Origin of the sequence: Sphingomonas sp. TDK1 (assembly GCF_001650735.1) — a bacterium.
Classification (GTDB): domain Bacteria; phylum Pseudomonadota; class Alphaproteobacteria; order Sphingomonadales; family Sphingomonadaceae; genus Sphingomonas.
The window spans coordinates 1-11,960 of the sequence record NZ_LXVY01000044.1 but is presented as its reverse complement, the minus strand read 5'-3'; the positions used below and the strand labels follow the sequence as shown (position 1 = coordinate 11,960).

At 65.7% G+C, this 11,960-nt stretch carries 15 protein-coding genes and 1 pseudogene; 8 read left to right on the top strand and 8 right to left on the bottom strand.

What is annotated here, in order from left to right:
- Position 1: 1 nt before the first annotated feature.
- A complete protein-coding gene (locus A7X12_RS26050; protein ID WP_198162114.1) occupies positions 2-166 on the top strand; it encodes a hypothetical protein in 165 nt (54 codons plus the stop codon).
- On the opposite strand, the gene A7X12_RS20105 is transcribed toward A7X12_RS26050, so the two are convergent.
- On the bottom strand, positions 163-1,464 hold the full coding sequence (locus tag A7X12_RS20105; protein WP_064313244.1) for an MFS transporter: 1,302 nt from the start codon (positions 1,462-1,464) through the stop codon (positions 163-165). The two genes, A7X12_RS26050 and A7X12_RS20105, sit on opposite strands and share 4 nt — an antisense overlap.
- A 32-nt stretch (positions 1,465-1,496) precedes the next feature.
- Here A7X12_RS20105 and A7X12_RS20100 point away from each other — a divergent pair, with 32 nt between their 5' ends.
- The 5 genes from A7X12_RS20100 to A7X12_RS26490 all read left to right on the top strand — a co-directional run bounded on the left by A7X12_RS20100 (position 1,497) and on the right by A7X12_RS26490 (position 3,989).
- Entirely contained in the window at positions 1,497-2,372 is an 876-nt protein-coding gene (locus tag A7X12_RS20100; RefSeq protein ID WP_232318614.1) for an APH(3') family aminoglycoside O-phosphotransferase, read from the top strand.
- Between the two features lie 55 nt (positions 2,373-2,427).
- Positions 2,428-2,982, top strand: coding sequence for a CDP-diacylglycerol--glycerol-3-phosphate 3-phosphatidyltransferase (gene pgsA, locus A7X12_RS20095; RefSeq protein ID WP_064313242.1), 555 nt, complete (start codon positions 2,428-2,430; stop codon positions 2,980-2,982).
- A complete protein-coding gene (moaD, locus tag A7X12_RS20090; RefSeq protein ID WP_064313241.1) occupies positions 2,982-3,239 on the top strand; it encodes a molybdopterin converting factor subunit 1 in 258 nt (85 codons plus the stop codon). The genes pgsA and moaD overlap by 1 nt, the downstream gene beginning before the upstream one ends.
- Positions 3,236-3,673, top strand: coding sequence for a molybdenum cofactor biosynthesis protein MoaE (locus tag A7X12_RS20085; RefSeq protein WP_064313240.1), 438 nt, complete (start codon positions 3,236-3,238; stop codon positions 3,671-3,673). The genes moaD and A7X12_RS20085 overlap by 4 nt, the downstream gene beginning before the upstream one ends.
- Before the next feature lie 88 nt (positions 3,674-3,761).
- Positions 3,762-3,989 carry a hypothetical protein gene (locus A7X12_RS26490; RefSeq protein WP_232318613.1) on the top strand — a complete coding sequence of 76 codons (228 nt, stop codon included), beginning with the start codon at positions 3,762-3,764 and terminating at the stop codon, positions 3,987-3,989.
- Positions 3,990-4,121: 132 nt separating this feature from the next.
- On the opposite strand, the gene A7X12_RS20080 is transcribed toward A7X12_RS26490, so the two are convergent.
- From A7X12_RS20080 to A7X12_RS20065, 4 genes are all read right to left on the bottom strand, one after another.
- On the bottom strand, positions 4,122-5,075 hold the full coding sequence (locus tag A7X12_RS20080) for a hydrogen peroxide-inducible genes activator (protein ID WP_064313239.1): 954 nt from the start codon (positions 5,073-5,075) through the stop codon (positions 4,122-4,124).
- A gap of 56 nt (positions 5,076-5,131) precedes the next feature.
- Positions 5,132-6,712, bottom strand: coding sequence for an alkyl hydroperoxide reductase subunit F (ahpF, locus tag A7X12_RS20075; protein ID WP_064313238.1), 1,581 nt, complete (start codon positions 6,710-6,712; stop codon positions 5,132-5,134).
- 132 nt (positions 6,713-6,844) lie between these two features.
- Positions 6,845-7,408 (bottom strand): alkyl hydroperoxide reductase subunit C, encoded by a 564-nt coding sequence (ahpC, locus tag A7X12_RS20070; RefSeq protein ID WP_064313237.1) that lies wholly within the window; start codon positions 7,406-7,408, stop codon positions 6,845-6,847.
- A 147-nt stretch (positions 7,409-7,555) separates the two neighbouring features.
- The gene (locus A7X12_RS20065; RefSeq protein WP_064313236.1) at positions 7,556-8,329 is read right to left on the bottom strand and encodes a sulfite exporter TauE/SafE family protein; all 774 of its coding nucleotides are present in this window, start codon (positions 8,327-8,329) and stop codon (positions 7,556-7,558) included.
- Positions 8,330-8,485: 156 nt separating this feature from the next.
- On the opposite strand from A7X12_RS20065, the gene epsC reads away from it, so the two are divergent.
- A complete protein-coding gene (epsC, locus tag A7X12_RS20060) occupies positions 8,486-9,175 on the top strand; it encodes a serine O-acetyltransferase EpsC (RefSeq protein ID WP_064313235.1) in 690 nt (229 codons plus the stop codon).
- Complete coding sequence (locus A7X12_RS20055; protein WP_064313234.1) at positions 9,175-9,513, top strand: DUF2794 domain-containing protein; 339 nt, start codon at positions 9,175-9,177, stop codon at positions 9,511-9,513. Before epsC ends, A7X12_RS20055 begins: the two co-directional genes overlap by 1 nt.
- 47 nt (positions 9,514-9,560) lie before the next feature.
- Here A7X12_RS20055 and A7X12_RS20050 read toward each other — a convergent pair whose 3' ends face one another.
- The 3 genes and pseudogenes from A7X12_RS20050 to A7X12_RS26485 form a co-directional block, all read right to left on the bottom strand.
- Positions 9,561-10,673 carry a hypothetical protein gene (locus tag A7X12_RS20050; RefSeq protein WP_064313233.1) on the bottom strand — a complete coding sequence of 371 codons (1,113 nt, stop codon included), beginning with the start codon at positions 10,671-10,673 and terminating at the stop codon, positions 9,561-9,563.
- 55 nt (positions 10,674-10,728) lie between these two features.
- On the bottom strand, positions 10,729-11,634 hold the full coding sequence (locus A7X12_RS20045; RefSeq protein ID WP_064313232.1) for an SDR family NAD(P)-dependent oxidoreductase: 906 nt from the start codon (positions 11,632-11,634) through the stop codon (positions 10,729-10,731).
- Between the two features lie 106 nt (positions 11,635-11,740).
- Positions 11,741-11,960, bottom strand: a pseudogene (locus tag A7X12_RS26485) (hypothetical protein); the annotation flags it as partial.

Genomic DNA, 11,960 nt, shown 5'->3' with positions numbered 1-11,960 from the left:
CATGCAGCAGCCCTTTGCCCTTCGCGATGCTCGCCGCCACCCGTTCCGCCGGCATGTTCGGCAGATCGTACGCCGCCACCGCAAGCGGAGCGAGGACGGCGATGTGAAGCTCTTCGCCCTGAGCTTCACGGCCTTCTTCGTCTGCTTCTACACCTTCCTGCTTTAGGCTCCGCCTTCGCAGGTGTCCCCGCGGCGGGGGACGTCGCCCTCCTTGTGCAGCTTGCGTGCGCACCAGGCCGAGGCCAGCGCCAGCACCGCCACCACCCATAGCGAGTCTTCGACGTTCACCCCGGGAATGCGGGTAAAGCCGAAAATGCCGACTGAGCCCAGCACCATTGCGCCCGAGTTGACGACGTTGTTCGCCGCCACGGTCCGCGCGGTCTGCGACTTTTCCACGGTCGTGGTGAGAAACGCATAGAGCGGCACCACGAACATGCCGCCGGTAGTGGCGATCAGGATCAGGTCGCCGAGCGCGTGCCAAGCCGCGGGCATCTGGATGAAATCCATGGTCTTGAGCAGGGGCCCTTCATGGACCGGCCAGTATTTGGCGGTGAAGTGGAAATCCACGACGAACGCCGTCATCGCCAGCACGGAAGGCACGCAATAGCGCGCCGAGACATTGCCCTTGAGCAGCTTGTTGATGATCACCGATCCGATCGCGATGCCGATCGAGAAGATCCCCAGGAACACGCTCGCCACGTCCTTCTGGGCGTGGAACACGTTCTTGACGAGCGGCGGGAACAGCACGCCCAGCACCGCTGCGATCGACCAGAACACGCTGATCGATATGATCGCCAGGAACAGCCGCCGGATATGCATCGTCGCCGAGATCAGCCGGGCCGAGGCACGGAAGATATTCAGGTCGATCTCCAGGTGCGTCAGCGGCGGCGCAGGCGGAATCTGCAGGGACGCGATCCAGCCGACCAGGGCCACACCGATCACCGCGAAGGCCGCGGCATGGGCACTGATCAGGCCCCCGGCGATGGTGCCGCACAGGATCGCGACATAAGTGCCGGCCTCGATCATCCCGGTGCCGCCCAGCACGTCGTCCTCGGCCAGGTGCTGCGGCAGGACCGCGTATTTGATCGGCCCGAAGAAGGTGGAATGTACGCCCATGCCGACCAGCGCCACCAGCATCAGCGGCAGGCTTTTCACAAAGATCCCCGCCGCGCCGATGAGCATGATTCCCACTTCGGCCGCCTTGATGATCCGCATGATCTTGGCCTTGTCATGCGTATCGGCGAGCTGGCCAGCCAGCGCGGAGAAGAGGAAGAAGGGCAGGATGAAGATGCCGGTGGCGATCGCGCTGAACCGCGTCTCCTGCTCCACCGAGTTGAAAATCTGGTAGGTCGCGAAGAAGATCATCGCGTTCTTGAAGAGGTTGTCGTTGAACGCTCCCAGGAACTGCGTGATGAAAAGGGGCAGGAACCGGCGCTCCTTCATGAGCCCGAGCGCACCGATCATTCGATAAAAGCTCCCCTGCTGCGGTATTCCGCATGGTGAAGGGGCGGCATACCGGGGGGCGGGCGCGGCTTCAATCGATTAATCCGTATGGAGGGGAACGCGTGGAGAACATGGTGCGGGAAGCGGCGATCGCAGCGGGCATGGTGCCGGAAGGGCTGGCCGCGGCAGTGGCAGGACGCCGCTGGTTTCGGGACTGCGTGGGGGAGTCCGGTTGCGCCGTCTATCGGCTGACCGCATCCGGCGAGGTCGATCTCTACCTCAAAGTGGCCGAGACGGAGACGCTGTCGGATCTTGTCGACGAGATGGTCCGCTTGCGTTGGCTGGACGGGCGCTTCCCGGTGCCGAAGCTTCGGCATTTTCTGCTGGAGGCGGCGGGCTGGATGCTGACCGAACGCCTGCCCGGGCAGACCGCCTACCAGCTGCTGGAGGCAGACCTCGCCGCCGCGCCGGCGCTGGCCGCGGCGCTCGGGCGGTTTCTTCGGCAGTTGCACGCGTTGCCGGCCGAGCGCTGCCCGTTCAACGCCGATCACCAGTTGCGCATGGCGGCGGCGCGGGACCGCATGGAAGCGGGGCTGGTAGCGGAAGATGAGTTCGACGACGCTCGCCTCGGCAAAACGGCACGGGAAGTATGGGAAGAAATGCTGGCGGCGATGCCTGCGGACTTCGACCGGGTCGTGACACATGGCGACTTCTCGCTCGACAATATCTTCATCGTCGACGGACAAGTGACTGGCTGCATCGATCTGGGACGGGTGGGGCTGGCCGATCCGTGGCAGGATCTCGCCATCCTCTGGAACAGCCTGAAGGAATTCGGTGAAGAGGCGGCAACGGCAATGTTGCAAGCCTATGGAATCCCGATGGATCCGGCGAAGCTGGACTTCCACTTGCGGCTCGACGAATTCTTCTGACGGGGCCAAGCTTTGGCCCTCCCGCTTCGCGAATGCGGGTGCTAGGGCTTTTCCGATGTTGACGTTGCCGAACATTCTCACCTTGTCGCGCATCTTCGCGGTGCCGCTGCTGGTGGGATTCCTGTGGTGGCCGCTCTGGGCGCCGGGATATGCGATCGCCTTCGCGCTCTACTGCCTGATGGGCATCACCGATTATTTCGACGGCTATCTGGCGCGCGCGCAAGGAACGGTGTCGAAGCTCGGCGTGTTCCTCGACCCGATCGCGGACAAGATCATGGTCGCGGCGGTGATCCTGATCCTGGTAGGCAAGGGCGTGATCGCCGATTGGCATGTCATTGCCGCGCTGGTGATTCTGCTGCGCGAAATCGCCGTGTCCGGCCTGCGCGAGTTCCTGGGGGGGATACAGGTTTCCGTGCCGGTATCGCGGCTCGCCAAATGGAAGACGACGCTGCAGCTTGTGTCCCTCGGCGCGCTCATTCTCTCCGGCGCGGTGCCGGAATGGGGCTGGGTGCTGGTCATAGGGCTCGTCACCCTTTGGGGCGCGGCGGTGCTGACTGCTATTACCGGTTGGGACTATCTCCGCGTCGGCTTGAGCCATATGGACAGCTGATGATGATCAACATGCTCTATTTTGCGTGGGTGCGTGAGCGGATCGGGACCGGCGAGGAGCAGGTCGATCCACCCGAAGCCGTGCGCAACATGGCCGACCTGATCGACTGGCTGGCGCAGCAGAGCGACGGCCATGCCGCCGCCTTCGCAGAACCCGCCAAACTCCGCGCAGCCATCGATCAGCGTTTCGTACCGCTGGATGCCCTGCTCGGCAGCGCCCGCGAAGTGGCGATCTTCCCGCCGGTGACGGGCGGATGATCCGCGTTTCGGTCGATCCGGCGCCGATCGAACTCGGCGTGGAAGTCGCGGCGCTGGAGGAGCGCGGCGCCGGGGGCGTCGCCACCTTCACCGGCGTGGTGCGCACCGACGACGGCGTCGAGGCGCTGGAGCTGGAGCATTATCCCGGCATGACCGAGGCGGCGCTCTGTGTGCTGGCCGAGGCGGCGGTTGCACGGTGGAACCTGCTCGGCGTCACCATCGTCCACCGCGTCGGGCGGATGACGGCGGGCGAGCGAATCGTGTTCGTCGGCACGGCGGCGGCGCACCGGCGCGAGGCGCTGGACGCGTGCGCCTATTTGATCGACCGGCTCAAGACCGATGCGCCCTTCTGGAAGCGGGAATGGCTGGCGGGCGGCACGCGCTGGGTGGAGCCTCGGGCCACCGACACGGAGGCGGCGGCGCACTGGTCGTAAGCTGTACAGGATATTCCATGATATCTGTACGCGCCTGACCAAGCCGATGCGCTTCAACGTCCGAGTCTCCGGCCCCTTGAGCGCGTTCGTGGCGGGGAACGTCGGCGAGGACGGGCTGTACGAGAATGTCAGCGAATATGTTCGAGACCTGATCCGCCGCGAAGGAGCGGGTCGACCGCGACGCTTTCCACGAAGAGCTGCGGCAGCGGCACGGATGAGTCGCTACCAGCTTTCGCCGGCCGCCAAGGGGCAGATCGCCGAGATCTATGCCTATACGCATGCGACCTGGGGCCGCGCGCAAGCGGACCGCTATTAAGCTCTTCGACTGCTTTGAGGCTGTCGCGGAAAGGCCGGTGGCTTGGCGAAGCGTCGGCGCCGCCTTGCGCATCGTCACCATCCTCCACGAGCGGATGCACCAGCTCGAACAGCTCCGCGCCGTGTGGCAGCCCTAGGTCCGCGCTGCCGCCAGCACGTCCGCCAGCAGGCGGAAATCCCGCTCGCGGGGGGACGCCTTGCGCCAGACCAACGCGATGTTGCGCGAGGCATTGGCCGAATCCAGCGGCCGCGCCTTGACCGAGGTGTGCTCCAGGATACCGGCATCCACCGCCATTTCCGGCAGCATCGTCACGCCCAGCCCGTTATCGACCATCTGCACCATGGTGTGGAGCGAGGTGCCGAGCATCGTCGCCTCGGCGCGCATTTCCGGGCGGTTGCAGGCGGCCAGCGCATGGTCCTTCAGGCAGTGGCCGTCCTCCAGCATCAGTAGCCGCGTCTCGTCGATCGCGTTCGGATGGATCGCGCCGTTAGGGTCCATCTCGCCCTCCCGGAAGGCCACGAACAGCCGATCGTCGAACAGCGGCGCGCTTTCCACGTCGCCGCAGGAGAAGGGGAGGGCGAGCAGCACGCAATCGGTGCGGCCATGGCTGAGCGCTTCGCAGGCCTGGCCGCTGGTCTCCTCTCGCAGATAGAGCTTGAGGTCGGGATATTGCAGGCGGAGACGCGGCAGGATGCGCGGCAGAAGGAACGGCGCGATGGTGGGGATCACGCTCATCCGCATCTCCCCCGAAAGCGGCCGTCCGGCGGCGCGGGCAAGGTCGCCCAGCTCGTCCGCCTCGCGCAGCACGCGGCGGGCCTTCTCGACGATCCGCTCGCCCAGCGGCGTGAAGCGCACCACCCGGCGAGTGCGCTCGACCAGCACCACGCCGATCAGCGTCTCCAGCTCGCGGATACCGGCGGAGAGGGTCGACTGGGTGACGAAGCACGCCTCCGCCGCGCGGCCGAAATGCCCCGCATCGTTCAGCGCCACCAGATACTGGAGCTGCTTGAGGGTAGGGAGGTAGGTTTGCGCCACTGATCGCCTCTCTCGATTGTCGAGGGGGTATATAGTGACTGAATCGAACATGGGAAGCGAAGAGGCAAAAGCACTCCCCCTCCCGCAGGGCGGGAGGGGGAGAGGGCTCAGGCGGCAACAGCCTGAAGTTCTTCTTCCGGCAGTCGGATCATGTAGTCGAACGCGGAGAGCGCCGCGGTCGAACCCGCGCCCATCGCGATCACGATCTGCTTGTACGGCACGGTGGTGCAGTCGCCCGCCGCGAAGATGCCGGGCTGGCTTGTCTCGCCGCGCGCGTCGATCTCGATCTCGCCGCGCTGGGTGAGTGCCACCGCGTCCTTCAGCCATTCGGTGTTGGGCACCAGACCGATCTGGACGAAGATGCCTTCCAGTTCGATGTCGTGCTCGGTGCCGCCGTTGCGGTCCTTGTAGCTGAGCCCAGACACCTTCTCGCCATCGCCGTTGACCTTGGTGGTCATCGCCGAGGTGAGGATCTTGACGTTGGGCAGGCTGGCGAGCTTGCGCTGCAACACCGCATCGGCGCGAAGCTGGCTGTCGAACTCGATCAGCGTGACGTGCGCGACGATGCCGGCCAGGTCGATCGCAGCCTCGACACCCGAATTGCCGCCGCCGATCACTGCAACGCGCTTGCCCTTGAACAGCGGGCCGTCGCAGTGCGGGCAATAGGCCACGCCCTTGTTCTTGTATTCGTCCTCGCCGGGCACGTTCATCTGCCGCCAGCGCGCGCCGGTGGAGAGAATGATCGCCTTGGCCTTCAGGCTCGCGCCGTTCGCCAGCACGACCTCGTGCAGGCCGCCCTCGCGCTTCGCCGGGATCAGCTTCTCGGCGCGCTGCAGGTTCATGACGTCGACGTCATAGTCCTTCACATGCTGCTCGAGCTGCGCGACCAGCTTGGGGCCTTCGGTGTGCGAGACCGAGATGAAGTTCTCGATGCCCATGGTGTCGAGCACCTGGCCGCCGAAGCGTTCCGCCGCGATGCCGACGCGAATGCCCTTGCGGGCGGTGTAGATCGCCGCCGCAGCACCGGCAGGGCCGCCGCCGACAATAAGAACCTCGAACGGCTCCTTCGTCTTGATCTTCTCCGCCGCGCGGGCTTCGGCGCCGGTGTCGATCTTGGCGACGATCTGCTCCAGGTCCATCCGGCCCGAGGCGAAGGGTTCGCCGTTCAGGTACACGGTCGGCACGGCCATGACCTTGCGGCCCTCGACCTCTTCCTTGAACAGCGCGCCGTCGATCGCGACGTGGCGGATATTGGGGTTGAGCACCGCCATCAGGTTCAGTGCCTGCACCACGTCCGGGCAGTTCTGGCACGACAGCGAGAAATAGGTCTCGAAGCTGAACTCGCCGTCGATGTTGCGGACCTGTTCGATCAGCTCCTGCGCCGCCTTGCTGGGGTGGCCGCCGACCTGGAGCAGCGCGAGCACCAGCGAAGTGAACTCATGCCCCATCGGGATGCCGGCGAAGCGCACGCCGATATCGGTGCCCTTGCGGCGGATCATGAAGCTGGGCTTGCGCTTGTCGTCCGCGTGGACGAGGTCGATCTTGTCGGAAAGGGCGGCGATGTCCGCAAGCAGCTCGCCCAGCTCGCGCGACTTGGCGTCCTCGCCCAGGCTGGCAACGAGCTCGATCGGCTCGCGGATGTTCACGAGATAGCCCTTGAGCTGCTGCGTCAGAGTGGCGTCGAGCATGGGGAAACTCCTGTATCTTCTACTAAAACGGCCCGGAGCGGAGGGGGGAATCCGCTCCGGGCCGCGATCGGCGCCCGCAAGGGGGGCAGGGACGGGCGCCGTACTCGTGGATCCTCCGAAGAGGATCAGGTCTTAGATCTTGCCGACCAGATCGAGCGACGGCGCGAGGGTCTCGGCGCCTTCTTCCCACTTGGCGGGGCAGACTTCGCCCGGATGGGCGGCGACATACTGCGCGGCCTTGATCTTGCGGAGCAGTTCCTGTGCGTTACGGCCGACGCCCTCCGACGTGACTTCCATGATCTGGATCACGCCGTCCGGGTCCACCACGAAGGTGCCGCGGTCAGCCAGGCCCTGGCCCGCACGCAGAACGTCGAAGTTGTTCGAGATCACGTGGTTCTGGTCGCCCAGCATGTAGTAGTTGATCTTGCCGATCGCGGGCGAGGTGTCGTGCCAAGCCTTGTGGCTGAAGTGGGTGTCGGTCGAAACCGAATAGACCTCGACGCCCATGCCCTGCAGGGTCGGATAGATATCGGCCAGGTCTTCCAGTTCGGTCGGGCACACGAAGGTGAAGTCCGCCGGGTAGAAGAAGAAGACCGCCCACTTGCCCTTCACGTCGGCGTCGGTGACTTCGACGAACTTGCCTTCCTTATAGGCCTGTGCGGTGAACGGCTTGATGGTGCTGCCGATAAGAGCCATGATTTTTGTTCCTCCAGAACGGGGGTTGCTGTTGCGAACACCGATATAGGCGGCTGCAACGCCCGTGTGAAATTGGAAGACCCGCTTGCGCTGATCGAGTGGCTCACTCAGTCGATCGACTTTAATCGGTCACATACATGAATATCGTCAGATCAGCGCACGATAGAGGCTGAAGGCGCTGGTTGCGGTCAACACCACGCCGACCAGGCTCAGCAGCAGGCGCACCGGCATCCGCTTGGCGAACATGGCGCCAAAAGGAGCTGCCACGACGCCGCCGATCAGCAGCCCCAGCACCGGATGCCAGAAATCGGGCGTGAAGCCCTGAGAGCCGATATGAAACAGGAACGTGGCCGAGATGGTAAGGGTGAGGAAGAACTCGGTGGTATTCACCGTGCCGATCGTCGTGCGCGGCTGCGCGCCCTGCACGAGCAGGTTGCTGGTTACCACCGGGCCCCAGCCCCCGCCGCCCGCGGCATCGAGGAAGCCGCCTGCCAGGCCCAGCGGTTCGACGATTTTCGGCTCGCGATGGTTCGGCGCGAATCGGATCGCGCGAAACAGCAGGTACAGGCCGATGGCGGAAAGATACGCCATCACGAACGGTCGCGTCACCGAAGCATCGAGCGTGGTGAGGACATAGGCGCCGAGCACGCCGCCGATGATGCCGGGGATCAGCAATCGGGCGAACAGCCGCCAGTTCACATTGCGGTGGAGAACGTGGCTGAGCCCCGATACGCCGGTCGTCATCGTCTCGACCAGGTGCACGCCCGCTGAGGCCGTGGCTGGCGGAATGCCGAGCACACTCACCAGCAGCGTGCTGGAAATCACCCCGAATGCCATGCCCAGCGCGCCGTCCACCAGCTGGGCGGCGAAGCCGACGGCAACATAGGGCAACATCTCGGCTAGCGTAATTCCTGCGAACATCCATGCCCCTGTTGCGACGGCCCGACTGCCCGAAATGGCGGGTCCGACCAAATCCTACAACCCCGATAGTGTATAACCGGGACCGGCATGCGGCAGGCCAAAGCTGGAAATCTCGGGGAGCTTTCCCTATTTTGCCTGCTTCAAAGGGGTCCGGCCATGTATCAGCGTCTGAAGCGCTATCTCGATTCGATTCATGCGCGCGATCCCGCGCCACGCAGCCGCCTGGAAATTCTGCTCTATCCGGGCGTCTGGGCGCTCGGCTACCACCGGATCGCGCATGCACTGTTCCGTCGGCGCTTCTTTTTCCTCGCCCGGCTGGTCAATCACTGGTCGCGCTGGATGACTGCGATCGATATCCATCCGGGCGCCACGATCGGCTGCAATTTCTTCATCGACCATGGTTTCGTGGTGATTGGGGAGACGGCGACGATCGGCGACAACGTGACGATCTACCAGTGCGTGACGCTGGGCGGGACCAGCCCGGACAATGGCGTGGGCGGCAAGCGCCACCCGACGCTGCTCGACGGCGTGATCATCGGTTCGGGCGCGCAGGTGCTGGGGCCGATCACGGTGGGCGAGCGGGCGCGGATCGGCGCCAACGCCGTGGTCACCAAGGATGTGGCCCCCGGCGCGGTGATGGTCGGCATTCCGGCCAAGCCGACATTGGTTGAAGCCGTGACCTGGCAGAAGGATTTCGTACCCTATGGCACGCCCTGCAGCGACGTGTTCGACCCCTCGACCCAGAAGCTCGAACTGATGCGCTGCGAGATCGACACACTACGCAAGCGGCTTGATGCGATGATCGCGGAGCGAGAAGCCCAGGCCGAGCGGCGCGACCGGGCCTGATGGGAACCGTAACGCCGCTGCCACTCGCGCGTCCCGAACAAGTCGGCTTCGATCGTCTCGAACTCAACCGCATTCTGGATCTCTATGGCCGGATGGTCGCGGCCGGGCATTGGCGCGATTACGCGATGCAGTTCGAGAAAGACTTCGCGGCGTTCGCCGCGTTCCGCCGAGCGGCCGAGCGGCCCGAATATCGCATCGAGAAGCGGCCGTCGCTGCGCAATCGCCAGGGCATGTGGGCGCTGGTCAATGAAAGCGGCGCAGTGCTCAAGCGCGGGCACGAACTCGGTCCGGTGCTGGCCCCGGTCGAACGCCGGCTGATGAAGCTGGTCGAGGAATAAGCCTTGCAATCCCATCCCCCCCTTGGCGGGGGAGGATGGGTTCGGCGTCAGGCCAGCGCGCCCTGCTGGGTTGGCGGAAGGCGGCGGGCGAAGCCGCCCAGCAGCCCTACCGCCGCGCGCCGCATCGGATGCCAGAAGGCCGAAAGCGACAGCAGCGCGGAGCCGATCACCAGTCCGGTGAACGCCGCGCTCAACTCCACTGCGCCGCTCTGGTGAAAGAGCGAGTACATCGCCCAAAGCACATAGGCGAGGCTGGAGACGAGCAGCGCGCGCCGGTCCACCGCCAGCGCGACAAAGGCGAAGAACAGGTAGAGCGCAAAGACCAGCGCCGCCATCGGCGCGCCGATCTCGCCGTCGAATACGCCGAGCATGTGGAACACCGGGTGCGCGATCAGCGGCGCGGCGGCGAGGTGGAGCCAGAAGGCCACGTCTGCGCGGCGGGTGCGGCGTTCCAGATCCGACATGTCCCAGCGCATCGCCGCGACAAAGGTGCCAAGGCCGCCGACCAGCAGGATCGCATTCACCCAGTCCCGCGCGGCGGGGATTAGCGAAGTAATCACCCCGACCGAGACTCCGACCACCGCGAGCGCGCCCGCTGCTACCGTGATGGGAAACATGAAGCGACGCCAGTGCACCAGGGCTGCGAGGGCGGTGAGCGTCCCGGCAACGGCGGCGACCACGCCGGCCAGCCGCCCCCGCTGCAATTCGGTGGTGATGTGCAGGCTGGTCTCAAGCCAGGGTATGTTGATCACGAACAGGCCGGCGATGGTGGCGCCCGCACCGCCGACAAGGCCGAGGAGCAGCAGAATCGAGGGAAGGGCCAGCCGCCGCCGCGCGGTGAAGTATTCGGCGAGCATCCAGCTGGTGGCGGCAACGGCAGCGCCGCCGCCGATCAGGTTCGCGCCGATGATGTGCGGTTCGGGGCCCGCGCCCACCATCGCCGCGACCAGGCTGCCGCCCAGCTTGCCGATCGCCAGCAGGATCAGCGCCGCCGCGATGGTGACGAAGATGTCGTTGAATCCGCTCAGCAGGCGGAAATGTTCTTCGTCGACCGCCGGCGTCGCCCGGCTTGCGGCGACATGGTTGCGGAATGCCGCAGCGGCTTCCGGGGTAAGTGCCCCGGCCTCCACGGCGCCCGCCAGTTCGCTTTCGCTATACATCGGCCATCCTCCTTCTGCACCGAAGATGCCATTGGTGTATTGCTGATGCAATACGCTAAAACGCGGAGGTTCGGCGCTGGAGCTTGCTGAGGATGGCCATGGTCTGCTCCGCGCCCGATCCGGGGACGATTTCGCCGGTGCGATCGGTGATCTCTGCCCATTGCGCGGCCACCGCCTCCGGCGTGCCCGATGCCAGAACCGCGCCCTGGGTCAGCGTGACATAGGCGGCCTGCACCACGCCCGCGCCAGCGCCGACGATCATGTTGCTGGGCGCCCCCTCGGAAACGAGGAACAGGGCGGCAGGCGCGACGTGCTCCGGCGCGAAGGCGGCGAATGCGGCTTCGGGGAACAGGCCTTCGGTCATGCGGGTGCCGGCCACGGGCGCGATCGTGTTCACCCGGATCCCATGCTTCGCCCCTTCGAGATGCAGCGTCCTGGCCAGCCCCGCGAGGCCCAGCTTTGCGGCGCCGTAATTCGCCTGACCGAAATTGCCGAACAACCCCGAGGAGGAGGCCGTCATCAGGACGCGGCCATAGCCCTGCTCGCGCATGATATCCCATACGGCCTTGGTGGCGTTGGCCGAGCCTATCAGATGCACATCGACGACGAAGCGGAAGTCCTCCGGCGTCATCTTCGCGAAGCTCTTGTCGCGCAGCACCCCGGCGTTGTTGATGAGAATATCGATCCGGCCCCAGCGCGCCTTTGCCGCCTCCGCCATCGCGATCATTGCCGCCGCATCGGTGACGCTGCCGCCATCGGCGATCGCTTCGCCACCCGCTGCTTCGATCTCGGCGACCACCGCGCGTGCGGCATCGGAGTGGCCCGAACCATCCGTACTGGCGCCGAGATCGTTCACCACCACGCGGGCGCCGCGCTTGGCGAGTTCCAGCGCATAGGCACGGCCGATACCGCCGCCGGCACCGGTGACAATGGCGACGCGATCGTCGAAACGGATGGTCATGGGAAATGCTCTCCAGCGAAAGATTTTGAGGAGAGCCTAGGGGAGGTTGGCCGCACCGCCAACCTTGCTCCCCTCCCGCAGGGGAGGGGAGCGAAGTGGCGACGGCTTACTTGCCGCCGCGCTGGCGGCAATGATCCTTCACCGTGCGCGAGCACACCGGGTAGCTGCCCGGGTCGGCGGGGGGCGGCGGCGCGGCGGCAGTTGCCGGAGCCGCCGGTGCTGCTGCCGGAGCGGGGGGCGCTGCATCGGCAGGCGGCGGCGGGGGCGGTGCGCCCGGCGCCATGGTCCCCGGCGGCGGGGGCGGGGACGGCGCCACGCCCGAACCC